Source organism: Serratia sp. AR11 (assembly GCF_056376275.1).
Genome location: NZ_CM150739.1, coordinates 3,306,466 through 3,332,820, shown reverse-complemented (window position 1 = coordinate 3,332,820; position 26,355 = coordinate 3,306,466). Strand labels below are relative to the sequence as shown.

At 56.7% G+C, this 26,355-nt stretch carries 28 protein-coding genes; 9 read left to right on the top strand and 19 right to left on the bottom strand.

Annotated features, from left to right (window positions below; all coding sequences use genetic code 11):
* Positions 1-2 precede the first annotated feature (2 nt).
* The 12 genes from fliQ to fliF all read right to left on the bottom strand — a co-directional run bounded on the left by fliQ (position 3) and on the right by fliF (position 9,994).
* Positions 3-272 carry a flagellar biosynthesis protein FliQ gene (fliQ, locus tag ACSOSI_RS15695; RefSeq protein WP_012145680.1) on the bottom strand — a complete coding sequence of 90 codons (270 nt, stop codon included), beginning with the start codon at positions 270-272 and terminating at the stop codon, positions 3-5.
* A gap of 12 nt (positions 273-284) precedes the next feature.
* Entirely contained in the window at positions 285-1,121 is an 837-nt protein-coding gene (gene fliP / locus ACSOSI_RS15690; RefSeq protein ID WP_261128486.1) for a flagellar type III secretion system pore protein FliP, read from the bottom strand.
* Positions 1,118-1,528, bottom strand: a complete 411-nt coding sequence (gene fliO, locus ACSOSI_RS15685) for a flagellar biosynthetic protein FliO (RefSeq protein WP_476705744.1) — start codon at positions 1,526-1,528, stop codon at positions 1,118-1,120. Before fliO ends, fliP begins: the two co-directional genes overlap by 4 nt.
* A complete protein-coding gene (gene fliN, locus ACSOSI_RS15680; protein ID WP_012145677.1) occupies positions 1,528-1,941 on the bottom strand; it encodes a flagellar motor switch protein FliN in 414 nt (137 codons plus the stop codon). The genes fliO and fliN overlap by 1 nt, the downstream gene beginning before the upstream one ends.
* A complete protein-coding gene (fliM, locus tag ACSOSI_RS15675) occupies positions 1,938-2,939 on the bottom strand; it encodes a flagellar motor switch protein FliM (protein WP_012145676.1) in 1,002 nt (333 codons plus the stop codon). The genes fliN and fliM overlap by 4 nt, the downstream gene beginning before the upstream one ends.
* A gap of 5 nt (positions 2,940-2,944) precedes the next feature.
* Entirely contained in the window at positions 2,945-3,430 is a 486-nt protein-coding gene (gene fliL, locus ACSOSI_RS15670; protein WP_017893219.1) for a flagellar basal body-associated protein FliL, read from the bottom strand.
* A 136-nt stretch (positions 3,431-3,566) separates the two neighbouring features.
* A complete protein-coding gene (locus ACSOSI_RS15665; protein ID WP_476705743.1) occupies positions 3,567-4,790 on the bottom strand; it encodes a flagellar hook-length control protein FliK in 1,224 nt (407 codons plus the stop codon).
* Positions 4,787-5,233 (bottom strand): flagellar export protein FliJ, encoded by a 447-nt coding sequence (fliJ, locus tag ACSOSI_RS15660; RefSeq protein WP_012145673.1) that lies wholly within the window; start codon positions 5,231-5,233, stop codon positions 4,787-4,789. The genes ACSOSI_RS15665 and fliJ overlap by 4 nt, the downstream gene beginning before the upstream one ends.
* A 22-nt stretch (positions 5,234-5,255) precedes the next feature.
* A complete protein-coding gene (fliI, locus tag ACSOSI_RS15655) occupies positions 5,256-6,617 on the bottom strand; it encodes a flagellar protein export ATPase FliI (protein WP_012145672.1) in 1,362 nt (453 codons plus the stop codon).
* Complete coding sequence (gene fliH, locus ACSOSI_RS15650) at positions 6,617-7,321, bottom strand: flagellar assembly protein FliH (RefSeq protein WP_476705742.1); 705 nt, start codon at positions 7,319-7,321, stop codon at positions 6,617-6,619. The genes fliI and fliH overlap by 1 nt, the downstream gene beginning before the upstream one ends.
* On the bottom strand, positions 7,314-8,306 hold the full coding sequence (gene fliG, locus ACSOSI_RS15645; RefSeq protein WP_012145670.1) for a flagellar motor switch protein FliG: 993 nt from the start codon (positions 8,304-8,306) through the stop codon (positions 7,314-7,316). The genes fliH and fliG overlap by 8 nt, the downstream gene beginning before the upstream one ends.
* Positions 8,303-9,994 (bottom strand): flagellar basal-body MS-ring/collar protein FliF, encoded by a 1,692-nt coding sequence (fliF, locus tag ACSOSI_RS15640; protein WP_476705741.1) that lies wholly within the window; start codon positions 9,992-9,994, stop codon positions 8,303-8,305. The genes fliG and fliF overlap by 4 nt, the downstream gene beginning before the upstream one ends.
* Before the next feature lie 434 nt (positions 9,995-10,428).
* On the opposite strand from fliF, the gene fliE reads away from it, so the two are divergent.
* Positions 10,429-10,743, top strand: coding sequence for a flagellar hook-basal body complex protein FliE (gene fliE / locus ACSOSI_RS15635; protein WP_218217167.1), 315 nt, complete (start codon positions 10,429-10,431; stop codon positions 10,741-10,743).
* Between the two features lie 539 nt (positions 10,744-11,282).
* On the opposite strand, the gene ACSOSI_RS15630 is transcribed toward fliE, so the two are convergent.
* The 4 genes from ACSOSI_RS15630 to fliD form a co-directional block, all read right to left on the bottom strand.
* On the bottom strand, positions 11,283-12,149 hold the full coding sequence (locus ACSOSI_RS15630) for a helix-turn-helix transcriptional regulator (RefSeq protein WP_476705740.1): 867 nt from the start codon (positions 12,147-12,149) through the stop codon (positions 11,283-11,285).
* Positions 12,150-12,497: 348 nt separating this feature from the next.
* Positions 12,498-12,866 carry a flagella biosynthesis regulatory protein FliT gene (gene fliT, locus ACSOSI_RS15625; protein WP_012145665.1) on the bottom strand — a complete coding sequence of 123 codons (369 nt, stop codon included), beginning with the start codon at positions 12,864-12,866 and terminating at the stop codon, positions 12,498-12,500.
* The gene (gene fliS, locus ACSOSI_RS15620) at positions 12,866-13,276 is read right to left on the bottom strand and encodes a flagellar export chaperone FliS (RefSeq protein WP_012145664.1); all 411 of its coding nucleotides are present in this window, start codon (positions 13,274-13,276) and stop codon (positions 12,866-12,868) included. The genes fliT and fliS overlap by 1 nt, the downstream gene beginning before the upstream one ends.
* 27 nt (positions 13,277-13,303) lie before the next feature.
* Positions 13,304-14,701 (bottom strand): flagellar filament capping protein FliD, encoded by a 1,398-nt coding sequence (fliD, locus tag ACSOSI_RS15615; protein WP_259189722.1) that lies wholly within the window; start codon positions 14,699-14,701, stop codon positions 13,304-13,306.
* Positions 14,702-14,713: 12 nt separating this feature from the next.
* Here fliD and ACSOSI_RS15610 point away from each other — a divergent pair, with 12 nt between their 5' ends.
* The 8 genes from ACSOSI_RS15610 (at position 14,714) to tcyN (ending at position 21,181) form a co-directional block, all read left to right on the top strand.
* A complete protein-coding gene (locus ACSOSI_RS15610; protein ID WP_258524908.1) occupies positions 14,714-14,938 on the top strand; it encodes a histidine kinase in 225 nt (74 codons plus the stop codon).
* A gap of 44 nt (positions 14,939-14,982) precedes the next feature.
* Entirely contained in the window at positions 14,983-16,254 is a 1,272-nt protein-coding gene (locus ACSOSI_RS15605) for a FliC/FljB family flagellin (RefSeq protein ID WP_476705739.1), read from the top strand.
* A 184-nt stretch (positions 16,255-16,438) separates the two neighbouring features.
* Positions 16,439-17,161, top strand: coding sequence for an RNA polymerase sigma factor FliA (locus ACSOSI_RS15600; protein ID WP_012145661.1), 723 nt, complete (start codon positions 16,439-16,441; stop codon positions 17,159-17,161).
* 57 nt (positions 17,162-17,218) lie between these two features.
* Positions 17,219-17,728 (top strand): flagella biosynthesis regulatory protein FliZ, encoded by a 510-nt coding sequence (gene fliZ / locus ACSOSI_RS15595; RefSeq protein WP_012145660.1) that lies wholly within the window; start codon positions 17,219-17,221, stop codon positions 17,726-17,728.
* 127 nt (positions 17,729-17,855) lie between these two features.
* Entirely contained in the window at positions 17,856-18,848 is a 993-nt protein-coding gene (locus ACSOSI_RS15590) for a D-cysteine desulfhydrase (protein WP_476705738.1), read from the top strand.
* Positions 18,849-18,962: 114 nt separating this feature from the next.
* Positions 18,963-19,763, top strand: a complete 801-nt coding sequence (gene tcyJ, locus ACSOSI_RS15585; RefSeq protein ID WP_135344173.1) for a cystine ABC transporter substrate-binding protein — start codon at positions 18,963-18,965, stop codon at positions 19,761-19,763.
* Entirely contained in the window at positions 19,763-20,425 is a 663-nt protein-coding gene (gene tcyL / locus ACSOSI_RS15580; RefSeq protein WP_012145657.1) for a cystine ABC transporter permease, read from the top strand. Before tcyJ ends, tcyL begins: the two co-directional genes overlap by 1 nt.
* A gap of 3 nt (positions 20,426-20,428) precedes the next feature.
* Positions 20,429-21,181 (top strand): L-cystine ABC transporter ATP-binding protein TcyN, encoded by a 753-nt coding sequence (gene tcyN / locus ACSOSI_RS15575; RefSeq protein ID WP_012145656.1) that lies wholly within the window; start codon positions 20,429-20,431, stop codon positions 21,179-21,181.
* Positions 21,182-21,212: 31 nt separating this feature from the next.
* Here tcyN and ACSOSI_RS15570 read toward each other — a convergent pair whose 3' ends face one another.
* From ACSOSI_RS15570 to putA, 3 genes are all read right to left on the bottom strand, one after another.
* The gene (locus ACSOSI_RS15570; RefSeq protein WP_012145655.1) at positions 21,213-21,626 is read right to left on the bottom strand and encodes a type II toxin-antitoxin system HicB family antitoxin; all 414 of its coding nucleotides are present in this window, start codon (positions 21,624-21,626) and stop codon (positions 21,213-21,215) included.
* 31 nt (positions 21,627-21,657) lie between these two features.
* The gene (locus ACSOSI_RS15565) at positions 21,658-21,840 is read right to left on the bottom strand and encodes a type II toxin-antitoxin system HicA family toxin (RefSeq protein ID WP_476705737.1); all 183 of its coding nucleotides are present in this window, start codon (positions 21,838-21,840) and stop codon (positions 21,658-21,660) included.
* A 166-nt stretch (positions 21,841-22,006) separates the two neighbouring features.
* On the bottom strand, positions 22,007-25,978 hold the full coding sequence (putA, locus tag ACSOSI_RS15560) for a trifunctional transcriptional regulator/proline dehydrogenase/L-glutamate gamma-semialdehyde dehydrogenase (protein WP_476705736.1): 3,972 nt from the start codon (positions 25,976-25,978) through the stop codon (positions 22,007-22,009).
* Positions 25,979-26,355: the final 377 nt, after the last annotated feature.

The following is a 26,355-nucleotide window of genomic DNA, read 5'->3' as shown; positions in this document are numbered from 1 at the left end:
GGTTAACCAATCAGATTCGGCAGGTTGGTGAACAGCGTGCGCATATAGTCCAGCAGCAGGTTGAGCATCCAGGGGCCGGCAATCACGATGGTGGCGACCACCGCCAGAATTTTGGGGATAAACGACAACGTCATTTCGTTAATCTGGGTGGCGGCCTGCAGCAAACTGACCACCAGACCGCTGATCAAGGCAGCGAGCAGCATCGGGGCCGCCAGCGCCAGCGCCACTTTCATCGCTTCGGTGCCCAGCGCCATTACGGATTCAGGGGTCATCGGCGGCTCCGGTTATGAATAGAAACTTTGTGCCAGCGAGCCAAGCAGCAACTGCCAGCCATCCACCAACACAAACAACATCAGTTTGAACGGCAGCGAGATAGTCGCCGGGGGCACCATCATCATCCCCAACGCCATCAGCACGCTGGCCACCACCAGATCGATAATCAGGAACGGAATAAACACCGTGAAGCCAATTTGGAATGCGGTTTTCAGCTCGCTGGTAACGTAAGCCGGCAGCAGAATACGCATCGGCACCGCTTCCGGCCCGGCCAGTGGCGGCAGGTTGGCGAGCTTGGCGTACAGGGCCAAATCGGTTTCACGCGTCTGGCGCAGCATAAATTCGCGCAGCGGCTGCGAGCCTTTATCCATTGCCACGTCCAGGCTGATTTTGTCCTGGCTGAACGGCAGGTAGGCATCCTGATAGACCTTGTCGAATACCGGCGACATGATGAAAAAGGTCAGAAACAGCGCCAGACCCAGCATCACCTGATTCGGTGGAGCGGATGGGGTGCCCAGCGCGTTGCGCAATAGCCCGAGCACGATGATGATACGGGTGAAACTGGTCATCATCAGCAGCATCGCAGGCAGGAAACTGAGCGAGGTCAGCAGCACCAGCGTTTGCACCGGCAGCGACCAGCTTTGGCCGCCGCCCGCCAGTGGTTGGCTGATAAGCCCAGGCAATTGCGCGAAAGCCGCTGGGCTTGCCAGCAGCAGGGCAGTGGCCAGGAGGTGTTTTCCCCTCACCCCGACCCTCTCCCGGCAGGAGAGGGGGAAGATGGTGGCCTTCTGGCAATCCGCGCCGAGGGGGGCAATAGCCGGGGATGCTGATTGTTGAGTGTGAGTCATGCCGATTTTTCCGGACGTTTCAGAACTTTTTGCATCAGTTGGCGAAAATCAGCCGGCGCTGCGCTGTCGGTTGTGCTGCTATCTTGTGTTTGCGCAGGGACAGGCATGGTATGCAGCGGGGTGATTTGCTGGGCGGTGACGCCCAGTACCAGCAAGGTGTTGTCCACCTCGACCACCACCACGCGCTCACGCTGACCGACCTGGCAACTGGCCCGCAGGTTTAACAGCTTGCTGTTGCGTGCCTGTGGGGCGAACCCCAATCGGCGAAACAGCCAGCCGGCCAGCAGGATCAGCAGCAGGATCCCGCCGAGTGCGGTACTGACCTGTGTCAGCACCGAACCGGCCGGTAACGCCGGCGTGGCGGGTTGCAAGGTGCCCTGACCGGGCGCGGTGGCGTTTGGGTTCATCAGCGGCTCAGGCGGCGCATACGTTCGGATGGGGTAATGATGTCGGTGATGCGCACGCCGAACTTGTCGGCCACCACCACCACTTCGCCCTGGGCAATCAGATAACCGTTGATCATGATATCCAGGGGTTCACCCGCCAACCCGTCCAACGCCACGACAGAGCCTTGCGACAGGCGCAGCAGCTCCTTGATGGTCATTTTGGTGCGGCCCAGTTCGACGGTCAGTTTGACCGGGATATCCAGGATCAGATCGATATCCTGCAGGCTACCGCTGGCATCCTGCGGTTCCAGCGATTTGAATACCGCGTCGCTGGCAGAGGTTTTGTCGGTGGCAAGCTGCTCGTTAAACGCGTCAGCCCACAGGTCGTCCACGGATTCCTTTCCTTCGCCAGACGGTTGCTTAGGATCACTCATTTGGGCTGTTCCTCACTCAGGGCATTCAAAATAGGGTTAATCAAATGTTCAACACGCAGGGCGTACTGCCCGTTTAACGTGCCGTATTGGCTGGTTAGCACCGGTACGCCATCCACGTGGGCGATCAGGCGATCCGGTTTATCAATCGGTAATACGTCACCCGGCTGCAGCTTCAGGATTTTTGACAGCCGCATCGGGATATCGACGAAGTTGGCAATCAGCTCCAGTTCGGAATGCTGCACCTGTTTCACCAGCGTTTCGCGCCAGTGGCTGTCCTCCTGCCGTGAATTTTCCAGCGGCGGGTTGGTCAGCAGTTCGCGCAGTGGCTCGATCATCGCGAACGGAATACAGATGTTGAATTCACCGCTCAGCGCGCCGATTTCCACCTGGAACGGCGTGGTGACCACAATGTCATTCGGCGAAGTGGTGATATTGGTGAATTTCACCTGCATTTCGGCGCGCACGTATTCCACGTTGATCTTGTAAATCGCGCTCCAGGCATCGCCGTAAGCATCCAGCGCCAGACGCAGCATGCGCTTGATCACCCGCTGCTCGGTGGGGGTGAATTCGCGACCTTCCACTTTGGTCGGAAAGCGGCCGTCGCCACCGAACAGGTTATCGACCGCGATAAACACCAGGCTCGGCGCGAACACGAACAGCGCGGTACCGCGCAGCGGGTTCAGGTGCACCAGGTTGAGGTTGGTGGGCACCGGCAGGTTGCGGGCAAATTCGTGGTACGGCTGAATTTTGATCGGGCCGACGGTAATGTCCGGGCTGCGACGCAGCAGGTTGAATAACCCCATGCGGAACTGCCTGGCAAAACGTTCGTTGATGATTTCCAGCGCGTGCAGACGCTCGCGCACCACGCGGCGCTGGGTAGTCGGATCGTACGGCTTGACCTCGCTCTCGTTGCTGGTGACCGCGACGGGTTCATCTCCCGCGCTGTCGCCGTTGAGCAAGGCGTCGATCTCTGCCTGTGAAAGAATGCTGTCGCCCATAGTGATTACCGCAGTATGAAGGCGGTGAACAGCACGTCGCTGACCACCTGCTTCGGTTGTCCTTTAACCAGCGGCGGGCTAAGTACGTCCTTAATCTGCGCCACCAATTGCTGTTTCCCTTGTTCACTGCTCAACTGACCCGCCTCCTGACGGGACAGCAGCATCAGCAGACGGCTGCGCACCTCCGGCAGAAAATCGTTCAGTTGGCGGCGGGTGTTCTCGTCCGGCAAGCGTAATGTCAGGCCGATGTACAACACGCGATCGGGGTTGTTATCCGGCGTCATCAGATTGACGGTAAAGGTGTCCAGAGGCATAAACACCGGTGCGGCCGGAGGTTGCGGTTTGTCTGCGGGCTGTGCGCCATTCTGGTGCTGTTTAAGCTGCCACCAGCTGTAGCCGGCTGCGCCGCAGGCGAGCAGGGTAATCAACACCAGCAGGTAAGCCAGTAGCGGACGTTTTTTTGAGGCTGTTGGAAGGGAGTTCTGAGACATTGCTAAGCCAAATTCCTGTTTTCTGCGTACATGAAAACCGCACGCATGACATGTAGCGGTATTATCCCGTCTATTCCGGCGTGCAATAGCCAGAATAGGCGGGGAAAAGCGTGCCAGCTTGGGCGTTTGCGCTCAGTCAGGCGAAAATATCAACGCCGCTGACGGCCCGAGCCATCGCCTGCAATGCCTGTGGAGCACTGAGGGCCTCTGCGCCCGGTTCGTTGCCGGCGTGGCTATCGCGATAACCTGGTTGGCCCTGTTGCCCGGCGTTTTGTTGTTGCGCCTGTTGCCCCTGCGGCATGGACTCACTGCCGACGCTGCTTTGTCCCAGATTGATGCCGCTCTCTGCCAGCGCATGGCGCAGTTGCGGCATGGCGGCTTCCACGGCGGCACGTACCTGACCGTGGGCGGAGGCAATATGTAACTGTGCCTGGCTGTCATCGAGCTTGAGGGTGATCTGCAATGCCCCCAACTCCTGCGGATGCAGGCGCAGTTCTGCGCTTTGCTGACCGTTGCGATGGAACATCAGTACCTGCTGATTCAACGCCTGTTGCCACTCGGGGCTGCCAAGCTGAGCATTTAGCTGTGGCGTCGGCGGGGCGGTAACCAGCGAAGAGGCTGGAGCGGCTGCCACCGTCGGGCTGGAGACAGGCGGTGCCATCAGTTGATTGACCGGTGCCTGCGTATCGGCGCCGAATTTCAACGCGGTAGCATCCGGCTTATCCTGAGTGGCCGCCGTCTTTTGTGGCGCGTCGCTGCCGCTTTCCGTGCTGAGAGGATCTGTGCTCAGGGTCGGCGGGGTTTTCTGCGTGTCCGTTATCGGGCTACCGGAGGCGTCCGAGGGGCGGCCCAGCGTGGCGCTCAGCACAGCCGTAGGTTGTGTCGTACCCGATTCGCCTTCAATGCTCAGTTCCCCGGCGCCTGCCGCGGTGGCCGGCATCACCGGCGTTACGGCGATCGGTAACATGGCAAACAGCGCCTGTAAGGTGGCCGCGTCGATTTCACCGGCGGGGCGCAGGGCCGTATTTTCCGCAGTTTGATCTTTCAGCGCCTCTTCACCCGGCGCGACGGCCGCCTGCTGACCGCTGCTTAATAGCGAGGGTGCCAAAAGTCCATCTCGTTCGCCGAAGGTGGCCAGTAGCTGGGTTAGCTGATTGCGGCTCAGCGGCGCGGAGTCCTCGTCGGCACTCAGCGTCATCGGCGACAGCTTGCCTGTAGCCTTATCGGCCGGCAGCACACGTGCACCGAGCAGTTGAGCAAAGGCGGACGAAAGAGAGGATTCATCCAGCGGCAACTGCGCGTCCGGCAGTACTCCGCTGTCGCCTGGGGTCGACAGACCTGATAATAGGTTGAGGTTCATGGGTGGATATTCCTTTGTGCACTGCGTTGAGCAAACTCATCCATCAGTTTTTGATCCCGTTTATTCTCCAGCTGCAGCTGCGCACTTTGAGCACGGGTATGCAGGGTTTCGAAGGCATTCAGCCGTTGCTGTTTGTCCTGCCAGTGTTTCACGGCGCTCTCGACCTTTTCCCCCCACTGCGTCAGTTGCTGGCGATGCTGGGTGATGGCCTGCTCCAGCGTGCCGATAAACTGCTGGTAGTTCTGCCAGTTGGACGATTCCATACCGCCGCTCAGTTGATTATTCAGCTTCTGGCGGTACTCATCCTGATAATTGAGCAGCATGGAAAGCTGCTGCTCTGCCGCCTGTTGTGCCTTACGCACCTGGCCCAACTGCTGCGTCGCCTGTTCCACTGCGTCCTGCGCCAAATCGCGCAGGGTAATCAGGGGGGACTGTGATTTCATCGGATTTTCGCCTTTGGTGACGTTAAACGATCAACTGCTGTAACTGTTGGCAGGCGTCGTCATAACCGCTGCGTTCAAAAATGCCCTGTTGCAGATAGGCTTCCATCTGCGGGTAAAGTGCCATCGCCTTGTCCAGCAAAGGATCGCTGCCTGAAACGTAGGCACCGACGCTGATCAAATCACGGTTGCGTTGATAGCTGGCCAGCATCTGTTTGAAGTTACGTACCCGGCGGTAATGCTCCTCATCGATCAGCGAAGTCATGGCACGACTGATCGAAGCTTCAATGTCGATTGCCGGGTAGTGACCGGCCTCTGCCAGCCGTCGCGACAGCACCACGTGACCATCGAGGATGGCGCGCGCCGAGTCGGCAATCGGATCCTGCTGGTCATCGCCTTCGGTCAGTACGGTATAGAAGGCGGTAATTGAACCACCACCGCTGATGCCATTGCCCGCGCGTTCCACCAGTGCAGGTAATTTGGCAAACACTGACGGCGGATAGCCTTTGGTGGCCGGTGGCTCGCCGATGGCCAGGGCAATTTCACGCTGCGCCATGGCATAACGGGTCAGCGAATCCATAATCAGCAGCACGTGCTGACCGCGATCGCGGAAGTCCTCGGCGATACGCGTGGCATAGGCTGCCCCCTGCATGCGCAGCAGCGGCGAGACGTCTGCCGGTGCGGCAATCACTACCGAGCGTGCCCGACCTTCGGGGCCGAGGATGTTTTCGATAAAGTCTTTGACCTCGCGGCCACGTTCGCCGATCAGCCCGACGACAATCACGTCGGCCTGGGTATAACGCGCCATCATGCCCAGCAGCACGCTTTTGCCGACGCCGGAGCCGGCGAACAGCCCCATGCGCTGGCCACGGCCGACGGTTAACAGACCATTAATGGTGCGCACGCCGACATCCAGGACCTGTTCGATCGGCGTACGCTGCAACGGATTGAACGGGGCGGTGATCAGCGGCGCACGATAGCCGGTTTCCGGTGCGGGCAGGCCGTCGAGTGGCTTGGCGCTGCCGTCCAGCACCCGACCCAGCAATGCCGGGCCAAGCGGTAGCTGTTTGCTGGCGCTTTGTCCTTCCGGCGAGACGCGGGCATAAACCCGTGCGCCGGGCACAATGCCTTCCACTTCTTCCAGCGGCATCAGGAACAGCCGCTGGCCGTTAAAACCGACCACTTCGCTCTCGACTTCCTGAACTTCACCGCCGTCGTGACGTTCGATCAGGCAGGTGGCACCGATCGGCAGTTGCAGCCCGGTGGCTTCCAGCACCAGCCCGGTTGCGCGCGTCAGGCGGCCGTAACGACGAACCTTCGGCGCGTGCGTGATGCGTTTTTCCAACGTATCGAGTGAGGTCAGCCAGCGGCCGAGTCGAAGCGTCATTACACTTCTCCCGGAGCCGCCAGGCGGCAGAGTTCGTGCCAGCGGGTTGCCAGACTGGCATCCAGGTCGCCTTCATCGGCGCTGACCTTGCAACCGCCCGGGTGCAGTTGGCCATCTGCCAGCAGTCGCCAGCCGTGTAGGCTGAGCGTCGCGCCCAGTTGTTGCTCTATCCGCTGATAATCATCCGGATGTACGCGCAGCTGGGGTTTGCCGCTGAACATCGGCTCCTGCTGGATCAACTGCTGTATCTGCGCCAGCAGGGCGGTGCCGTCACACTCCGGCGGTTGACCGAGCACCTGTTTGGCGGCGGTCAACGCCAACTGCATCAGGCGCGAGGCGATCACGCTGTCCAGCGCGTCCAGCGTATGCTGGAATTCAGTCACCAATTGTTGCCAGTGGGCGGTCAGCGGTTGCTGTTGCTGTTGCGCTTCCAGCAAGCCCTGTTGACGGCCTTCTTCCATGCCGGCCTGGAACCCGGCTTCGTAACCTTTTTGCTGGCCGTCGGCATAGCCCAACTGCTGGCCTTGCTGCTCTGCCTGCAGGCGCAATTGGGCCAGTTGCTGTTCCTGAACCACGGTGTCGTCCAGTGGTGTGCCGAAAGATTCCACCGGCGGCAACGGCAGCGGCTCGACCACCGTTTTCGGCTCGGTCAAATCGTTAAGCGACCAGGGCTGCCAGGGCAGGGTGTTAATGCGATCAGACATAGGTGTCCTCGCCACCGCCAATAATCATTTCGCCGCTTTCCGCCAAACGACGGACGACCAACAGGATGGCTTTCTGTTCGTTCTCGACCTGCGACATGCGTACCGGGCCACGGTTGGCCAGGTCGTCGCGCAGGATATCGGCGGCGCGTTGCGACATATTCTTGAGGAACTTCTCGCGCAGCGGCTGTTCCGCGCCTTTGAGCGCCACCAGCAAGGATTCGCCTTCCACTTCCTGCAACAGGCGCTGGATGCTGCGGTCGTCGACCTCCACCAGGTTTTCGAACAGGAACATTTCGTCGATGATCTTCTGCGCCAGCTCGCCGTCGTATTCGCGCATGGCGTCGATCACCGCTTCTTCCTGCTGAGTTTTCATCAGGTTGATGATCTCGGCTGCGGTGCGTACCCCGCCCATTTTGCTGCGCTTGAGGTTCTGGCCGTCGAGCAGGTTGTTCAGCACTTCGGTCAGTTCCGCCAGCGCTGCCGGTTGCACGCCGCCGAAGGTGGCGATACGCAGCATCACGTCGTTGCGCAGGCGTTCGTCGAACAGCGCCAAAATATCCGCCGCCTGGCCACGTTTCAGGTGGACCAGAATGGTGGCGATGATCTGCGGGTGTTCGTCGCGGATCAGATCGGCGGCGCTCATCGGCTCCATAAAGTTGAGCGTTTCCATGCCGGTGGTGGTCTCGCGGGATTCGAGAATATCCTCCAACAGGCTGGCGGCGCGCTCTTCGCCCAGCGCTTTAACCAGCACCGAACGCAGATAGTCGCTGGCGTTGACGCTCAGTGCCGCATATTGTTCGGCGTCATCTTCAAATTCGCGCAGTATTTCATTCAGTTGTTTGTGCGAGACCTGGCTCATGCTGGCCATGGTGCCGCTCAACTGCTGGACTTCCCGCGATGAGAGGTGTTTGAACACCTCGGCGGCGCGATCTTCACCCAAGGTCATCAGCAGGATGGCGCTTTTTTCGGTTCCGGTCAGACTCATAATTCGTTGCTCATCCATTGGCGGATTACCAGAGCGACCACGCGTGGGTCTTTATCAGCCAGATCGCGGATCCGCTGGCTCTGGACTTCTGCACTGACGCGCTGTTGTGATTTACGGTGCTGCGCCAGCTCCTCGTTACTCTGTTTATTGCTCTCTGCCGGTTTGGCCATTGGCGTATTGGCGGCGGCGATAGCGGCCTTTTGTACTGCCTGACGGTTTTGCAGCTGCGGACGTACCAGTTTGCGCCATAGCAACCAGCCGACCAGCAGGACCAGCAGATAGCGACCGGCGTCGAACAGGCGATCGATAAACGCCTGACTTTGCCAGAACGGCAGCTCACCGCCGGTGATTTCGTTATCGGTAAACGGCGTGTTGACCACGTTGAGCGTGTCGCCGCGGGTGCTGGAGAAACCCATGGACTCGCGCACCAGCGATTCGATCTGCGCCAACTGCTCTTTACTCATCGGCAGTGGTTTGCCGTCTTTATCCGTACCGCGATAGTTAACCACCACTGCCACCGACAACCGCTGTACCGTCCCGGCTTTTTGCTGGGTATGGCGGATGGTGCGATCGACTTCGTAGTTGGTGGTTTCATCCAGGCGTGAATTTTGCGGCCCCGAGGCTGCGCTGCGGGTTGCCGCGGCATTGGGCTGGGTGGCGTTGGCGTTGTTGCCGGTAGCCGCCGGTTTGGCGGTTTCAATCGGCGCGGTCGCTGGAGCGCTAGGCTGATTGGACAAGGCACCCGGTACGCCACCGACCAGTGGCCCGCCAATTTGATCGCTTTGACTCATTTGTTTGGAGCGGACGGCGGCCTTATTCGGCAGTTGGTTCGGTTGGTATTCTTCGTCGGTTTGCTCGCGGGTGGCAAAATCAATCTGCGCAGTGACCTGGGCGCGCGCGTTACCGTTACCGACCATCGGTGCCAAAATTGCTTCGATACGGCGCTGGTAGCGGCTTTCCACTTCGTTGGCGTACTTGAGCTGTGCGGCGTTCAGATCGCGCCCGGCACCGTCAGACTGGGTCAGCAGGCGACCGGATTGATCGACCACGGTCACGTTGCCCGGCGGCAGGCCGGCGACGCTGCTCGAGACCATATAAACGATGGCATTGATCTGGCCGTCATCCAACGCGCGGCCGGGTTGCAGCGTCAGGGTCACCGAGGCGGAAGGGGATTTTTGCTCGCGCACGAACAGCGAGGGTTTTGGCAGTGCCAGATGCACCCGGGCGTTTTGTACCGGCCCCAGCGATTCGATGGTGCGTGACAATTCGCCTTCCAGCGCGCGCTGGTAGTTGATTTGCTCACTGAACTGGCTGATGCCGAATTTTTCCTGATCCAGCAGTTCGAAGCCAACGGCACCGCCTTTCGGCAGGCCCAACTGCGCCAGACGCAGGCGGGTTTCGTGCACTTTGTCTGCCGGGATCAGCAGCGCCGCGCCATTTTCGGCAAAGCGGAAGGGGATGTTCATCTGCGTCAGTTGGGTGACGATGGCACCGCCGTCGCGATCGTTAATGTTGCTGTACAGCACCCGGTAATCAGGACTTTTTGCCCATAACAGCAGCGCGACCACAATGGCGATGGCGGCGGAAGCGGCGATCAGCAGTGGGATTTTCGGGTTGGCGCGCAGACGGTTCCACATGGCTTGCAGGCCATTATCGCGGCTTTCGGTGGCGGAGATTGAAGCACTCATTTTAGCCAGTGTCCTTCAATGACGCTCAGGATCCGGTTCGGGCCACGGCGTAGCTCCCTGCCAGGCTGATGAACGATGTGGTTAGCGTTGTGTGACAAAACAGACTCCCTGATACACATATAAATACACCCTATGCCTTTCAAGTTGCAGCTAGGCGGCCAGCTCGCTCATCCCCAGGCGCTTACTCGAGTAAGTAACTGGGGATGAGCGAGTGCAGATAACAACGCTGCAACTTGAAAGACGACGGGTATAGCGGCGCTCCCATTACTGGGCAGGCCATTATTTGCTTTTATGGTGATTTCGATGGCCCGAAAAGCCGGGTTTTTTGCAGTTAATTAGCCGCTTTAGGATAAAAACGCTGTGTTAGGGTGTGCAGCATCAGAGTAGTGTCTGCCGCCACAATGGCCGGCAGCCGCATTTTTATTGGGGTTACCATGGCAATTCAGGGTATTGAAGGGGTATTGCAGCAGTTACAAGCCACCGCGATTCAGGCCGGGCAAATGGATCGCGGTGCTGCTGCGCCGGGCGTCAGTTTCGCCAGCGAGCTGAAAACGGCTATTGGCAAGATCAGCGATACCCAGCAGACGGCTCGCAAGCAGGCGCAGGATTTTGAGATCGGTGTACCGGGCATCAGCCTGAATGATGTGATGGTCGATCTGCAAAAATCGTCAATCTCGCTGCAGATGGGCGTGCAGGTGCGTAATAAGCTGGTTTCCGCTTACCAGGAAGTGATGAATATGGCGGTGTAATTGAATGTCACGCGCGCATCGCGTACCACGACATTGTCTTATTAAGTCTTATTAAAAGTCCGGCTGGCAATAGATCAATAGCTGGAGTAACAGGGCAGAAACCCTGCTTCAACTCACATTGCGGCACTTGTCACAGAGTTATAATTTTTGGGTTAAGGATGTTTTATTACCGGGAAAGACAATGAGCAGCAAAAGTGAACACAGATGGCGACTGTTGAGTATTTTGATTCTGGCCGTTTTGGTCGTATTAATAATCGTTTTAATTAAACAAAGCTAAAAACCCCGGGCCACTTTAGTGGCCTTGCCAGTTTATTTTCCCGCCAGTATCCGCATGACATCTTCCTCGTAGGTCAGGCCCAGTAGCCACATGCCGAGCAACAATATGGCCAGGGAAAACAGCAGTTTTTCGTTGAGCATGGTTTATCACCCCTGATTGAATTAATGCTCGCCGATGCTATCCCACCCGGCTGTTTTCCGCTAACCCGCACTGCATAAACGAGGCTCCCGTTGTTCAATGATTTAACTTATTGCCGTGGCTGTCATTCCTGCGCCTCCATCATGCTGAAATGATCGGGGCGAATAGCGCTGCCCTCCATTGCCCGTTGGTGGCCGCGAATGGCGGTGGGGGCAAAGCCAAAACGTTTGCGAAAACGTTCTGCAAACCTTGAGGAACTTTCATAACCGATGTGCTGGGCGATGGCGGAGATGGGCCAATCGGTGGATTGCAGCAGTGCCAGTGCGCTGCTCATGCGCACGTCTATCATCAGGGTACGCAACGAGGTATTTTCTGCCGATAATTTACGGCGCAGCATCACTTCACTCATCGACAGGGTGTCCGCTACCTCGGCCGCCGTCCAGATATTATGCGGATCGGTCGCCAGACAACGGCGCACCTGCTGGGTTAAATTTCTGACTTCGTTATGAATGAAGCTGATATTGAATTGCTTCAGCCACAGCAGAATCTCCAGCATTTTGTGGCGAATGATGACCGCAGGGAAACGATGTTTAAGTGCCAGCGCCAGGCTGGTGGTTTCAAAACTGTGTATTAGTGCGCAGGGCAGGTTGCGCAATGCCAGTACTGCGTCGAATGCCGTTGGGGCCTGGGTTTCAACCTGGGCCAGTGGTGCGGCGAACAGCAACGGATCGCAGGTCAACAACTGACAGCTGAATGCCCCTTCCTCTGAGGGCTCATTAATGATATCCACGGTTTGCCCTCCGTCGATAATCAACAATTCCCCGCTATGAGCCACCACTTCACGCTGTTGCCAACGTACGCGTTTATGGCCTTGCTGTACCAAATACAGATGGGGTTGTTCAAAATAGACTGAAGGGAATAATAATTCAGTATGCTGAATGATATGCGCCGAGGCACCAATTCCAGGACAAAGATTAATTGTACGTTCCATCGATATTCATTTCGCAGCCAGTATCTGGGAATATCTTTACGCTTTGATCGGCGCTGGAGCAACATTTTTCCATGCGTTGTGAAACACAACGACGTGTTTTATCTATCAAAAATCAATTTCCTGCTGAACAGAAAACGTCCGTGTCGGCGTAATATTTATCCGTCTCATAGGGGCGTTGCATGCTGCGCCCGTGTAGGTCGGGGCGAATATATTCGCGCCCTACCAGACCGAGGTGAAAAATACTATAGGTGTATATAATTCAAATGTCATGGATTAATATCCTGACTTAACCGGAGAATAATAGTGCATAGTGCTATTAATTCTGCTTTTCCCGTTATTGTTATGAGTTCATCTGATTTGCGGCTCTCCCAACAGCAGGGCGCGGTCGTTAAACTGGCCATAGGTGCTGTTAACCACGTTCTGACGAGTTGACTGGCCGATCAACTCTTTTAATTGGTCCATGCGTTGTTGCAGCAGGCGTTTGAGCTCGGTTTCGTTGTCCAGGATCTGCTGCAGCTTATTGCGCAGCAACTCCTGCAGTGCCATCGATGGGCCGGCCTGCCCGGTAAAGGCGGCGGTGCTTTCCACTGCGGTGACGTAGGCCAGTTCCAGTTCGACCAGATCCTCCCATCTTTCGGTTTGCGCCAGGGCGATCATCTGGCTGCTCAGGCTATGTATTTGTTGATACGCGGCTAGCAATTGCTGTTGACGTTCCATTAAACGGCGTCCTGAGAGGGGTGATAATTGGGGCCGATTTGGCGCCAGGCGTCGGCAATATTTTCCAACAGTTTGACCACTTCGGTGATCGCCGCCTCGTCATTATGCAGGTTGGCCTGCATCAGGCGTCGCTTCATATAGTCATACAGCGCCGCCAGATTATCGGCCATTTCGCCGCCCTGTTGGTGGTCGAGACCACTTTTCAGGCCGTTATCGATAATGTTGATGGCCTTTGACAGTGCCAGTCCCTTGCCGGCGATATCGCCCTGGTTCATCAGAATGCGTGCGCGTAACAGGGCGCTAAGCGCCCCGTCGAAAAGCATCACGATTAACTGATGCGGGCTGGCGCTCATTACGCCGCTTTCCAGACTGACCTGGGCGTAGGCTTGAGTTCCGCTTCGGTTATACATGTGATTTCTTACCTGGTTAAAAAGTTCTTATTTGAACTGTTGGGTTAAATAATTACCTGTACTGCCCAACTTGGACATCATGGTATCCAGTTGAACGAATTGTTGTTTATAGCGATCTATGGTGTTTTGAATACTGGCGGTCACGGTGGTGATCTGGCTGTTCAGGCGGTCGAGGTTGGTATTGATGCTTTTGGTCGAGTTCTCGATGATGCCGCCGGCCTTGATGTAGTTCTGGATCTCGTTATGGATCTCGGTCGCCATGCCGGTGTCTTTGCCGTTGCCGGCGAAGAAGTTGGCCACCTGTGCCGGTTTCTCATCAATGGCTTTGTTCAGCTTGGTGCTGTCGATTTCCAGTTTATTGGTTTTGGGGTTGGTCGAGATGCCCAGGTTGCCCAATCCTTTCAGTTCCGGGTTGTCCTGTGCGGCGCTGAGCGCGCTTTTAATCGACGACTGAATGCCACGCAGGGTGTTATCGCCCAGCAGTGCGCCATTTTTGGCATTCTGCGCTTCGCCGGTTTTGACCGGGGTAAATTTGCTCAGCGAATTAAAGGTGTCCAGCAGCGAGTTATAGTTATCGACCCACTCTTTTACTTTATCGGCGGTGCCGGCTTTATCGGTGCTGATCACCAGGTTCTGTGGTGCATCGGCTTTGGTGACGGCTTTTAGATCAATAGTCACACCCTGCAACGCATCAACAATCGAGTTGGTGCTGCGTTTGATCGGCGTGCCGTTGACCTCAATCAGGGCATCCTGACCGGCCACGGTTTGCTTCATCGAACCGCTTTTAGCCTTGTTGTCATAGTTGAGAATGGCTCCGAGCTTATCGTCATTATTGACCTTAACCGAGATAGTGCTTTTTTCCCCGGTGGTAGTAGAACTGAGCGCCAGTTGGTAGTCGTCATCCCCTACGCGCATGATGGTGGCATTGACGCCGGCCTTGGCGTTGTTAATCGCATCGCGCATTTCCACCAGTGAGGTTTGCTCATCGCTCAGTGGGATCTTCACGTCTTTTTGCGGATTGCCTGCGGTGATGGTAATTGAGCGGTCGCTGCTGCCTGCTGCGCCCAGTTTTTCCGTCTGATTGGCGATCGGGGCTTGGGTGGTCAGCGTTTGCGGTTGGGCCAATGCGTTTACTTTAACAATGTAGTTACCCGCTACGGCTTTATCGGTAGTGGTGACAGTGAACTGGTCGTGGGTGCTGGCGGTGGTGTTGTTGAAAAACGCCGGTTTCGCCAGTTCTTTACTCAAGTTATCAAACTTTTCCAACGAACCTTTCAAAGTGCCGTAAGCCGTCAGTTGGGCGTTATAGCTGGTTTGCTGGGTAGTATAAGGCGTCAGCCGCTGCTGTTCCGCTTTGGTTAGCTTGTCCAGCAAGCCGTTGAGGTCGAGTCCTGAGCCGATGCCTAATGAGCTGATCGATGCCATTGGTAATTCTCCTTGATTATGACTTTATTCGCTTTACGCGTTATCGGCCCAGTGGAGAAAAAGTTTACCGAAAAGTTTAAAAACCGATGGCGCAATAGAAGAAGGAAAAACCGCGTTATTTCTGCCATTGCTGCGAAGAGAAAAAAAAACAAAAAATTTCTAAAGGTTGCAGGGGGAGGGCCGATACCTGATGGGACGGTGGTTGACGCCGTGGGCAAAGCAGCCCGAACCATTTAAACCCTGTTGCGAAGATCGCAACTGACTCGTAAGGAAAGCATACAATGGCACAAGTAATTAACACCAACAGCCTGTCGCTGATGGCGCAGAACAACCTGAACAAATCTCAGTCTTCTTTGGGTACTGCGATCGAGCGTCTGTCTTCTGGTCTGCGTATCAACAGCGCCAAGGATGACGCCGCGGGTCAGGCAATCTCTAACCGCTTCACCGCTAACATCAAGGGCCTGACTCAGGCTTCCCGTAACGCTAACGACGGTATCTCACTGGCGCAGACCACTGAAGGCGCACTGAACGAAGTTAACGACAACCTGCAAAACATTCGTCGTCTGACCGTACAGTCTCAGAACGGTTCCAACTCTTCCAGCGACCTGCAGTCCATCCAGGACGAGATCACTCAGCGTCTGTCCGAGATCAACCGTATCTCTGAACAAACCGATTTCAACGGCGTGAAAGTGTTGAGCGGCGACCAGAAACTGACCATCCAGGTGGGTGCCAACGACAACGAAACCATCCAGATTGATCTGAAAAACATCAATGCTAAAACTCTGGGCCTGGACAAGTTCAGCGTTGCAGATCCAATCGATACCTCTAAAGTGGGTACGACTAAACTGACCACTACCGACAAAATGGGCGCACCGACCATTGATGCGGATTCCAAAACGGCACCAAAAGCTACCAGCGATGGCAAACTGTACTCTGCTGATGACGGTACTGGCACTGTTAACTACTTCGTTAAAGACACCGCTGGCGCTATCTATGACGCGACTGTAGATGGAACCGGTAAAGCGAGCTGGGACTCTACTGCTACTGCGACCAAACCGACTGCGGGCATGAAAGAAGCTACTCAGGTTAAAGTAGGCACCAACCCAGTAACCGGTCTGGCCGCTGGTGACGAACTGCGCACTTACACCGATCCAGCAGGTAAAGCCGGCTACGTGGTGAAAGGCAAAGACGCTGACGGCAACGACGCTTTCTTCAAGGCTTCTGTAGACTCCGCCGGTAAAGTGACCAAAGGCGTTCAGCAGTCTACCGACCCTAAAACTGCTGACCCACTGGCAACTCTGGACAAAGCACTGTCTCAGGTTGACGGTCTGCGTTCTTCTCTGGGTGCGGTACAGAACCGTTTCGATTCTGTTATCAACAACCTGAACAGCACTGTGAACAACCTGTCTGCTTCCCAGTCTCGTATTCAGGATGCTGACTACGCGACCGAAGTGTCCAACATGAGCCGTGCCAACATCCTGCAACAGGCTGGCACCTCTGTTCTGGCACAGGCTAACCAGTCTACTCAGAACGTGTTGTCCCTGCTGCGTTAATCGACTCTCCCCGATTAACCTGTCGCAAAAGAACCCCGCCTCGGCGGGGTTTTTTTATGGTCGCTTGCCGCCGGGATAGTGCATGGCGCAAATAAGGCCTGTTTTGTACGACTGTTCAGCCGATTGGCATTTTGCCCCCTACGGATAATAGCGCTGACTCTCTTATCCGCAGGTTTTAGACATAGTGAGCGATTTGTATACCGCCGAAGGCGTGATGGACAAAAATTCTCTCTGGCTACGCTACGTTCCGTTAGTGCGCCACGAGGCGTTGCGCCTGCAGGTCAGGCTGCCCGCCAGCGTGGAGCTCGACGATCTGTTGCAGGCCGGAGGAATCGGCCTGTTGAACGCCGTTGAGCGTTATGACGCTATGCAGGGCACGGCCTTTACTACCTACGCGGTGCAACGTATCCGTGGCGCCATGCTTGATGAGCTGCGCAGCCGCGACTGGGTGCCGCGCAGTGTACGTCGCCATGCGCGTGAAGTGGCGCAGGTTATGCGGCAATTGGAACAGCAACTGGGCCGCCCGGCCAGCGAAGTGGAAGTTGCGCAGACGCTGAATCTGTCACTGGATGAGTACCGTCAAATTCTGTTGGACACCAATAACAGCCAGCTTTTCTCCTACGACGAATGGCGGGAAGAGCATGGCGAAAGTGCGGAACCGCTGCTGGAAGGGCACGAAGAGGCCAATCCGTTACATCATCTGCTGGAGGGCAATCTGCGCCAACGGGTGATCGACGCCATCGAGGCGTTGCCGGAACGCGAGAAAATGGTGCTGACGCTGTATTACCAGGAAGAGTTGAACCTGAAGGAGATCGGTGCCGTGCTGGACGTGGGGGAATCGCGTGTCAGCCAACTGCACAGTCAGGCGATCAAGCGCCTGCGCGCCCGTTTGGCAAGCGAGAACTGACATGCATTCAACTCTGAACCTTCAACCTTGCCACCATTGCGAAAACCGGACTGCCTAATGCCAGGAATAATGTTGAAAAAACGGCCGCTGAGCCGTTATTTAAAAGATTACAAACACAGCCAGACTCATTGCTCCCAGTGCGGCAAGTTGTTGGATCGCATGGCGTTGGTGTTTCGTGGAAAAATCATCAATAAAGACGCCATCGCGCGTATGGATCAGCCGATTGACGATCACGTCTGGCTGAACGTGCAAAATGAGCTGACCGCACTGTGCCGGTTCTGCAGTGAAATTTCCTGCAACAGCCATCCGAGCTATTTCGACATTATGGCCTTCAAGCAGTATCTGTTTGAGCAGACCGAAATGAGCCACAGCACCATTCGCGAGTACGTGGTGCGCCTGCGTCGGCTGGACGAAATGCTGGTGGAGCGCAACTACCCGGCTGACAAGTTTGCCAGCAATGCCAGCCATCAACGCATCATTGAAGACTTACCTTCTGCTGCACACAACAATTACCGCATTGCCCTGCGTAAATACGACCAATATCTCGCCTGGCAGAAAAGCTACTGATCTTGCCTCCCCGGCAGGCCAGCCGGGGTTTCCACCGCTCTCCCATTACGAATAAAGAGTGATTATTAGGTTCACATCTGCTAAATCTATCCTTTAGCTATTGATACCTTATTCCCTGGGGGAAGTTGTGAATCTGCAACAAAAATTGGCGCAGTTCCCGCGTCTCGATTTAGTCGGTTCTGCCACACCGCTCGAAAAACTGTCTCGCCTCTCAGACTACCTTGGCCGTGAAATTTACATCAAACGTGACGACGTCACGCCGATGGCACTGGGCGGTAACAAACTGAGAAAGCTTGAGTTTTTGGCCGCCGATGCGCTGCGGCAGGGAGCCGATACGCTGGTCACCGCCGGTGCCATCCAATCCAACCATGTGCGCCAAACGGCGGCGGTGGCGGCCAAGTTGGGCCTGCACTGTGTGGCGTTGCTGGAAAATCCGATCGACACCCAGGAAGAAAATTATCTGACCAACGGCAACCGCCTGCTGCTCGGGCTGTTCAACGCGCAGGTGGAAATGTGCGAAGCGTTGCACGATCCGCAGCAGCAGTTGGCCGATCTGGCTACACGCCTTGAAGCACAAGGCTTCCGACCTTATGTGGTGCCGGTAGGTGGCTCCAATGCGCTGGGTGCATTGGGTTACGTACAGTGTGCGCTGGAAATTGCCGAGCAGAGTCAACGCAGTAACGTCGCTTTCAGCGCGGTAGTGGTGGCGTCTGGCAGTGCCGGTACCCATGCCGGGCTGGCGGTCGGTCTGCAGCAATTGCTGCCGGAGACTGAGCTTGTCGGTGTGACCGTTTCACGCAAAGTTATCGACCAATTGCCCAAGGTGGAACAGATCCAAAAAGCGCTGGCCAACAGTTTGGCTATCGACGCACTGGCACCCATCACCCTGTGGGATGATTACTTCGCACCGCAGTACGGCATGCCCAATGAAGAAGGGCTGGCGGCCATCCAGTTGCTGGCGCAGCAGGAAGGAGTGTTACTGGATCCGGTGTATAGCGGCAAGGCAATGGCTGGGCTGATAGACGGCGTAGCCCAGCAGCGTTTCCGCGATGACGGCCCGATTCTGTTCATCCATACCGGCGGTGCTCCGGCGTTATTTGCCTACCATCCACAGGTGTGAGCGCACTTGGTTATTCCATTTTGAACTATATTTATAATGTTATATTCCTGCGTTCAAATGTTGTGGCTGTTAAAGTGCTGATATCAAAAAAGATAAACAACAGATGGGGTGTTTATGATGTTTTCTAAAGTTCGTCGTCAATTGCTGCTGGGTGTGATGAGCGTGGCGCTGACCGCCGGTTTGAGTGCGCAAACCTATGCCGCCGATAACCTGCTGGAGCAGGTGAAGCATCACGGGACTCTGGTCGTCGGGCTGGAAGGCACTTACCCGCCGTTCAGTTTCCAGGGGGAAGACGGCAAACTGACCGGCTTCGAAGTAGATTTCGCCAATGCGTTGGCGCAGCATCTTGGCGTAAAAGCCAAGCTGAACCCGACCAAGTGGGACGGCATGCTGGCCTCGCTGGATTCAAAGCGTATCGACGTGGTGATCAACCAGGTGACCATTTCGCCAGAGCGTCAGAAGAAATATGATTTCTCCACGCCTTATACCGTCTCCGGTATTCAGGCGCTGGTGAAGAAGGGCAATGAAGGCACCATCACCAAGCCGGAAGATCTGAAGGGCAAGAAGGTCGGCGTCGGCCTGGGCACCAACTACGAACAGTGGCTGCGTGACAATGTGCAGGGCGTGGACGTGCGCACCTATGATGATGACCCGACCAAATACCAGGATCTGCGCGTAGGCCGTATCAATGCCATTCTGGTTGACCGTCTGGCCGCACTGGATCTGGTGAAGAAAACCGGCGATACGCTGGCGGTAGCCGGCCCGGCGTTCTCTCGTCAGGAGTCTGGCGTTGCGGTCCGTAAAAACAACCCGGAACTGCTGGCCGCGATTAACCAGGCAATTGCCGACATGCAAAAAGACGGCACGCTGGCGAAGATCTCTGACAAATGGTTTGGCGCGGACGTAACTAAATAATGCACGAAAGTATTCAACTGGCGCTGGATTCAGCGCCATTTTTATTGAAGGGCGCGATACTCACTCTCCAGCTCAGTCTGGGGGGCATGGCGCTCGGTTTAATGCTCGGTTTTCTGCTGGCGCTGATGCGCCTTTCGCCGTTATGGCCGCTGTCCTGGCTGTCGCGTTTCTACGTGTCGCTGTTCCGTGGCACGCCGCTGATTGCCCAGCTGTTCATGATTTACTATGGTCTGCCGCAGTTCGGCATCGAGTTTGATCCCTTCCCGGCGGCGCTGATTGGCCTGTCGCTCAATACCGCGGCCTATACCTCAGAAACCCTGCGTGCGGCGATTTCGTCGATCGAAAAAGGGCAGTGGGAAGCCGCGGCCAGCATCGGTATGACCCGCTGGCAGACGCTGCGCCGGGTGATCTTGCCGCAGGCGGCGCGCACCGCATTGCCTCCGTTGGGTAACAGCTTTATCGGCCTGGTGAAAGACACCTCGCTGGCGGCGACCATTCAGGTACCGGAGCTGTTCCGTCAGGCACAGTTGATTACCTCACGCACGCTGGAAGTGTTTACCATGTATCTGGCGGCCTCGCTGATTTACTGGGTGATGGCGACTCTGCTTTCTGCGCTGCAAAATCGTCTGGAAGCCCACGTCAACCGCCAGGATCAGGAGTAACGCATGAGTGCCATCGAAGTAAAACAGCTGATCAAGCAGTTCAAAGGTCAAACGGTGCTGCATGGGATTGATCTGGAGGTCAGTGCGGGCGAAGTGGTAGCGATTATCGGGCCCAGCGGCTCGGGTAAAACCACCTTGCTGCGCTGCATCAACCTGTTGGAAGTACCGGATTCCGGTACCATTCGCGTCGGCGATATTCAGATTGACAGTTCCAAATCGCTGAGCAAACAGAAAAATTTGGTGCGGGCGTTACGCCAGCAAGTCGGGTTCGTGTTCCAGAGCTTCAACCTGTTTCCACACCGTTCGGTGCTGGAGAATATTATTGAAGGCCCGGTTATCGTTAAAGGCGAGTCAAAAGCCAGCGCCGAACAGCGGGCACGGGCATTGTTGGCTAAAGTGGGTTTAAACGGTAAAGAGTCTGCCTATCCACGTCGTCTTTCCGGTGGCCAACAGCAACGGGTGGCGATTGCCCGGGCGTTGGCGATGCAACCGGAAGTGATCCTGTTTGATGAACCCACTTCTGCGCTGGATCCAGAACTGGTGGGCGAGGTGCTCAATACCATCCGTTCGCTGGCGGAAGAAAAGCGCACCATGGTGATTGTGACGCACGAAATGAGCTTTGCCCGTGATGTGGCCGACCGCGCCATCTTTATGGATCACGGCCGCATCGTTGAGCAGGGCCCGGCGAAAGAGCTGTTCGCTAATCCGCAACACCAGCGCACCCAACAATTCCTCGACAAGTTTTTGAATCAGTAAGAAGGGGGGTATTTTGCCCCCTGACTCTCGATTAGCCAGCGTTCAATAATTCATTACGGGCGGCTGCGGCCAAAAAGGCGCTGCGGCTACCATAGCCCGGATGCTGCTGTACCATTGAATCGATACGGTTCAGCAGGCGGTGCGGCAGGGTAATATTGATACGTTCAGCCCGACCGTCAAACTTATCCATATTGATGTCGACCAGCAGCCACTGTCCGCCATTCAGCGTGTCGCTCTCCTGCGCCAGATGGAAGGAAACGGCCTGTGGGCGTGGGATGGACTGGTTGTCTTCGCTCAGAAGTTCGAAATGTGCGTCCAGCGCGCTTTTGGCGTCTTCAAAGGCTCTATCGAGGGTATCGCCTGCAAAATAGCAGCCCGGCACATCGGGAAAGAAACCGCTGGCGCTGCCGTCGTGTTCTGAATGTACATAAGCAGGGTAGAACATAATTTCTCCTGTTAATTCATGGTGCCGGGGGTTAGCGCAGTCCGGCATCTTTCATGATTTGGCGCAGCGTTCCCGGTTTAAGATCCTTACGCGGGTGTGGAACGGTGATCACCAGGCGGGATCCTGGGTGTTTAAACTGATGGTGGCTTCCCTTTATCCGCTCTAAAACCCAACCTTCCTGTTCTAATAGCCTGATCAGTTCTGAACTTTTCACACGCCTACCGTCCTTTTATTGTACACACCATACACACTCAATGGCAACGAGATTAATACGCTAACGTGCCGCTTTTGTGCAGACAATAAAAAACCCTGCACGAGTGCAGGGTTTGCGGGAAGGTACGCAGGCTGGATGATAAAAGGCAGTAATCCAGCGCTACGGATTAACCAATGGTCATCAGGCTGGCGTTACCGCCGGCGGCTGCGGTGTTGACACTCAGCGAGCGTTCGATCAGCAGGCGTTCCAACAGGATATTGGTCTCGCCGTGGGCAAAGCCCTGCACCGAAACGATCGCGCCACTGCGCTGGGCAATTTGCTCGCACAGGGTACGCAACTGATCGGCGTCGCCGTGGTAAATGGCGGCGTCAAACTCCACCTTGTCCTGCTGCCAGTCCTTGCTGAAACTGATGCTGGCCTGAACCGCCACCGGCAGGCGGCGATACAGGGCGCGTTGCAGCTCGGCTTCCGGCCACAGCACGCTGCTGCCCACTGCCAGTACCGCAGCCAGTTGCGTCAGAGCATCGGCCTCGTTATCGGCCAGGCACAGTACCCGCTCACGCGGCAGCAGGGCGTAGGTATTGCGCTCGCCGGTCGGGCCTGGCAGAGGGCGCAGGGTGCCGCCCTGGCCCAGTTCGGCGTAGCGTTGTGCCAGCGTCACCAACTCAGATTGTTTTTCGGCAACGGCCCATTGCTCCAGAGCCTGATGGGCTTTGAGCAGTTGTGGCCGTGCGGTAGCCTCCAGTGGGCGCTCGTCGTCCTGACGGTTCAGGGTACGCAGCACTGCGTCATCCGGACGGTTGGCCAGCAAGCGGTACAGATACAGTGGGCCACCGGCTTTCGGACCGGTGCCGGACAGGCCTTCGCCACCAAACGGCTGCACGCCGACCACGGCACCGACCATGTTACGGTTAACGTACAGGTTACCGACCTTGGCGCGTTCGGTGACGCGGGCAATGGTCTCGTCGATACGGGTGTGGATACCCAGCGTCAGGCCATAACCGGCGGCGTTGATCTGATCGACCAGCGATTCCATATTCGAGCGCTGGAAGCGCACCACGTGCAGTACCGGGCCGAAGATCTCTTTTTGCAGCTCGTCGAAGCTGTCCAGTTCGATCAGCGTTGGCTTGATAAAGGTGCCGCGTGACCACTCTTTCTCATCCTGCGCATTGCCTTTCGCCGCCTGATAGACCTTGCGGCCCTTGGCGCGCATTGCCTGGATATGGCGTTCGATACCGGTTTTGGCCTCGGCGTCGATCACCGGCCCGATGTCGGTAGACAGGCGTTCCGGGTTACCCATGCGGCACTCGGCCATCGCACCGCGCAGCATTTGCAACGTATGGTCCGCCACGTCTTCCTGAATGCACAGGATACGCAGGGCAGAACAACGCTGGCCGGCACTGTCGAAGGCGGAGGCGACCACGTCCGTCACCACCTGTTCGGTCAGGGCGGAAGAGTCGACGATCATCGCGTTCAGACCACCGGTTTCGGCGATTAGCGGCGTTGGGCGACCTTGCGGATCCAGACGACCGGCGATATTGCGTTGCAGAATACCGGCAACGTCGGTAGAGCCGGTAAACATCACGCCACGCACGCGGGCATCATTGACCAGCACCGAGCCGACGCTTTCACCCTGGCCTGGCAGCAGTTGCAGCACGCCTGGTGGAATGCCGGCTTCCAGCAGAATACGTACCGCCTGTGCGGCGATCAGCGGGGTTTGCTCGGCCGGTTTGGCCAGCACGCTGTTGCCTGCCGCCAGCGCAGCGGCAATCTGGCCGGTAAAGATTGCCAGCGGGAAGTTCCACGGGCTGATACAAACCACCGGGCCCAGTGGACGGTGGCTGTCATTGGCGAAGTCATCGCGTACCTGACCGGCGTAGTAATGCAGGAAATCGACCGCTTCACGCACTTCGGCAATGGCGTTGTTGAAGGTTTTACCCGCTTCGCGTACCAGAATACCCAACAGGCTTTGCAGCTGGCCTTCCATCAGTTCAGCGGCGCGTTCAAGAATGGCGGCGCGTTCGGACGGCGGGGTGGCGAACCAGATTGGGCCGGCAGCGGCAGCGGCGTCGAGCGCCCGGCTGACTTCCCCTTCGGTGGCTTCACGCACGTAACCGACGATATCGCCCGGTTCGGCAGGGTTAATCACCGGTTGTTCCACGCCCTGATCCAGCTCGGCATCGATAATCGGTTCTGCGCGCCATGGCTGTGTGGCGCTGGTCAGCAATGCGCTGGACAGTGACGCCAAACGCTGTTCGTTGGACAGATCCAGACCGCTGGAGTTGGTACGTTTCTCGCCATACAGCTCACGCGGCAGCGGGATACGTGGGTGCGGCAGGCCAATTTGCCCTTCGCTGGCCGCCATGGCTTCAACGGCGGTGACCGGATCGGCCACCAGTTCGTCGAGCGGCAGGGTAGCGTCGGCGATACGGTTAACGAATGAGGTGTTGGCCCCATTTTCCAGCAGGCGGCGCACCAGGTACGCCAGCAGCGTTTCATGGGTACCGACCGGAGCATAGATGCGACACGGACGGTTTAACTTGCCGTCGGCCACTTTACCCACCACCTGCTCATACAAAGGTTCACCCATGCCGTGCAGACACTGGAACTCATACTGACCTGGGTAGTAGTTGTTGCCCGCCATGTGGTAAATCGCGCTCAGGGTGTGGGCGTTATGGGTAGCGAACTGCGGATAAATCAGGTTTGGCACCGCCAGCAGTTTGCGGGCGCAGGCCAGGTAGGAAACGTCGGTGTAAACCTTGCGGGTGTAAACCGGATAGCCTTCCAACCCGTCCATTTGGGCGCGTTTGATTTCGCTGTCCCAGTAGGCACCTTTCACCAGACGGATCATCAGGCGACGACGGCTGCGCTGCGCCATGTCGATCACGGCGTCGATGGCGAACGGGCAGCGCTTTTGATAAGCCTGGATCACGAAGCCGATACCGTTCCAGCCGGCCAACTGTGGTTCAAAGCACAGCTTCTCCAACAGATCGAGTGAGATCTCCAGGCGGTCGGCTTCTTCGGCGTCGATATTGATGCCGATATCATATTGGCGCGCTTGCAGGGTCAATGACAGCAGGCGAGGGTAAAGCTCTTCCATTACGCGTTCGTACTGCGCACGGCTGTAGCGCGGATGCAAGGCGGAAAGCTTGATCGAAATGCCCGGGCCTTCATAGATCCCACGGCCGTTAGAGGCCTTGCCGATGGCGTGGATCGCCTGCTGGTAGGACACCAGGTAGGCTTGCGCGTCGGCTTCGGTCAGCGCGGCTTCACCCAGCATGTCGTAGGAGTAGCGGAAGCCTTTGTCTTCCAGCTTGCGGGCGTTGGCCAGCGCTTCGGCGATGGTTTCACCAGTCACGAACTGTTCGCCCATCAGGCGCATCGCCATGTCCACGCCTTTACGGATCAGCGGTTCACCGCTCTTGCCGATAATACGGTTCAGTGAGCGCGACAGATTGGCTTCGTTATGGGTCGCGACCAGTTTGCCGGTAAACAGCAGGCCCCAGGTGGCGGCGTTAACGAACAGCGACGGGCTACGGCCAAGGTGAGAATGCCAGTTGCCGTTGCTGATTTTGTCGCGGATCAGCGCGTCACGGGTTGGTTTGTCAGGAATACGCAGCAGGGCTTCCGCCAGGCACATCAGTGCCACGCCTTCCTGTGAAGAAAGTGAGAACTCCTGCAGCAGGCCCTGCACCATACCGGCGCGGCCGTTTGCACTCTTTTGGTTACGCAGTTTCTCGGCAATATCGTAAGCCATCTTATGGGTGGCTTTGGCGAGATCGGCAGGTAAGCGCGCCTGTTCGAGCAACATCGGTACCGCTTCGGTCTCAGGACGGCGATAGGCTGCGGTGATCGCCGCGCGGTTGACCGACTGCGGCAGAATTTGTTCAGCAAATTCAAGGAATGGCTGGTGGGACTCTTCCTGCAGTTGCGGCATAATGTCGTCCGCTTCGGCCTGGCCGGCAGCGGCAATGGCAGGGATTTCAGGAATGTCGGAACCGTTCTCGAGACGCTCGAGATAATTAAAAATGGCCTGCTTGATCAGCCAGTGCGGCGTGCGATCGATACGCTGTGCTGCGCTTTTGATGCGATCGCGAGTTGCCTCGTCGAGCTTTACGCCCATGGTGGTAGTGCCCATGCCAATCCAACTCCTGTGTTTAAGAACCTATATACAAACGGCGGGCCAGATAGGCTGCTGGGATAGGTTCGTGCGTTGTGTGCTGTGATGAATGCAGACAATATCCAGCATGTTGCAACTTTGTGCAACCGTGTTAAATCAGGCGGATGAACGAAGTGTGAGTTCCATCGATTTTTTAACATCAATAATCGGCATGGTTCTTGCGTGGCCTTTGGTACGACAGGGTGGCGAGGGAGGGTTTGAGTGGGATATCCCCAGTGATATCAGGGCTAACATCAGATTTTTATTAGGTGCAACTCCGTTTAGTGTCGTTGGGTGTAACCCTGAGAGCGGTTAAATGTGACGCAGGGTAAACTTTGTGTAACTTTGTTGTTAAA

What these genes read in the sequence shown, in the direction of transcription:
- fliQ (WP_012145680.1), bottom strand. Translation starts at nt 272, where the DNA reads ATGACCCCTGAATCCGTAATGGCGCTGGGCACCGAAGCGATGAAAGTG.
- fliP (WP_261128486.1), bottom strand. Translation starts at nt 1,121, where the DNA reads ATGACTCACACTCAACAATCAGCATCCCCGGCTATTGCCCCCCTCGGC.
- fliO (WP_476705744.1), bottom strand. Translation starts at nt 1,528, where the DNA reads ATGAACCCAAACGCCACCGCGCCCGGTCAGGGCACCTTGCAACCCGCC.
- fliN (WP_012145677.1), bottom strand. Translation starts at nt 1,941, where the DNA reads ATGAGTGATCCTAAGCAACCGTCTGGCGAAGGAAAGGAATCCGTGGAC.
- fliM (WP_012145676.1), bottom strand. Translation starts at nt 2,939, where the DNA reads ATGGGCGACAGCATTCTTTCACAGGCAGAGATCGACGCCTTGCTCAAC.
- fliL (WP_017893219.1), bottom strand. Translation starts at nt 3,430, where the DNA reads ATGTCTCAGAACTCCCTTCCAACAGCCTCAAAAAAACGTCCGCTACTG.
- ACSOSI_RS15665 (WP_476705743.1), bottom strand. Translation starts at nt 4,790, where the DNA reads ATGAACCTCAACCTATTATCAGGTCTGTCGACCCCAGGCGACAGCGGA.
- fliJ (WP_012145673.1), bottom strand. Translation starts at nt 5,233, where the DNA reads ATGAAATCACAGTCCCCCCTGATTACCCTGCGCGATTTGGCGCAGGAC.
- fliI (WP_012145672.1), bottom strand. Translation starts at nt 6,617, where the DNA reads ATGACGCTTCGACTCGGCCGCTGGCTGACCTCACTCGATACGTTGGAA.
- fliH (WP_476705742.1), bottom strand. Translation starts at nt 7,321, where the DNA reads ATGTCTGATCGCATTAACACCCTGCCCTGGCAGCCCTGGTCGCTTAAC.
- fliG (WP_012145670.1), bottom strand. Translation starts at nt 8,306, where the DNA reads ATGAGTCTGACCGGAACCGAAAAAAGCGCCATCCTGCTGATGACCTTG.
- fliF (WP_476705741.1), bottom strand. Translation starts at nt 9,994, where the DNA reads ATGAGTGCTTCAATCTCCGCCACCGAAAGCCGCGATAATGGCCTGCAA.
- fliE (WP_218217167.1), top strand. Translation starts at nt 10,429, where the DNA reads ATGGCAATTCAGGGTATTGAAGGGGTATTGCAGCAGTTACAAGCCACC.
- ACSOSI_RS15630 (WP_476705740.1), bottom strand. Translation starts at nt 12,149, where the DNA reads ATGGAACGTACAATTAATCTTTGTCCTGGAATTGGTGCCTCGGCGCAT.
- fliT (WP_012145665.1), bottom strand. Translation starts at nt 12,866, where the DNA reads ATGGAACGTCAACAGCAATTGCTAGCCGCGTATCAACAAATACATAGC.
- fliS (WP_012145664.1), bottom strand. Translation starts at nt 13,276, where the DNA reads ATGTATAACCGAAGCGGAACTCAAGCCTACGCCCAGGTCAGTCTGGAA.
- fliD (WP_259189722.1), bottom strand. Translation starts at nt 14,701, where the DNA reads ATGGCATCGATCAGCTCATTAGGCATCGGCTCAGGACTCGACCTCAAC.
- ACSOSI_RS15605 (WP_476705739.1), top strand. Translation starts at nt 14,983, where the DNA reads ATGGCACAAGTAATTAACACCAACAGCCTGTCGCTGATGGCGCAGAAC.
- fliZ (WP_012145660.1), top strand. Translation starts at nt 17,219, where the DNA reads ATGCCAGGAATAATGTTGAAAAAACGGCCGCTGAGCCGTTATTTAAAA.
- tcyJ (WP_135344173.1), top strand. Translation starts at nt 18,963, where the DNA reads ATGATGTTTTCTAAAGTTCGTCGTCAATTGCTGCTGGGTGTGATGAGC.
- tcyL (WP_012145657.1), top strand. Translation starts at nt 19,763, where the DNA reads ATGCACGAAAGTATTCAACTGGCGCTGGATTCAGCGCCATTTTTATTG.
- tcyN (WP_012145656.1), top strand. Translation starts at nt 20,429, where the DNA reads ATGAGTGCCATCGAAGTAAAACAGCTGATCAAGCAGTTCAAAGGTCAA.
- ACSOSI_RS15570 (WP_012145655.1), bottom strand. Translation starts at nt 21,626, where the DNA reads ATGTTCTACCCTGCTTATGTACATTCAGAACACGACGGCAGCGCCAGC.
- putA (WP_476705736.1), bottom strand. Translation starts at nt 25,978, where the DNA reads ATGGGCACTACCACCATGGGCGTAAAGCTCGACGAGGCAACTCGCGAT.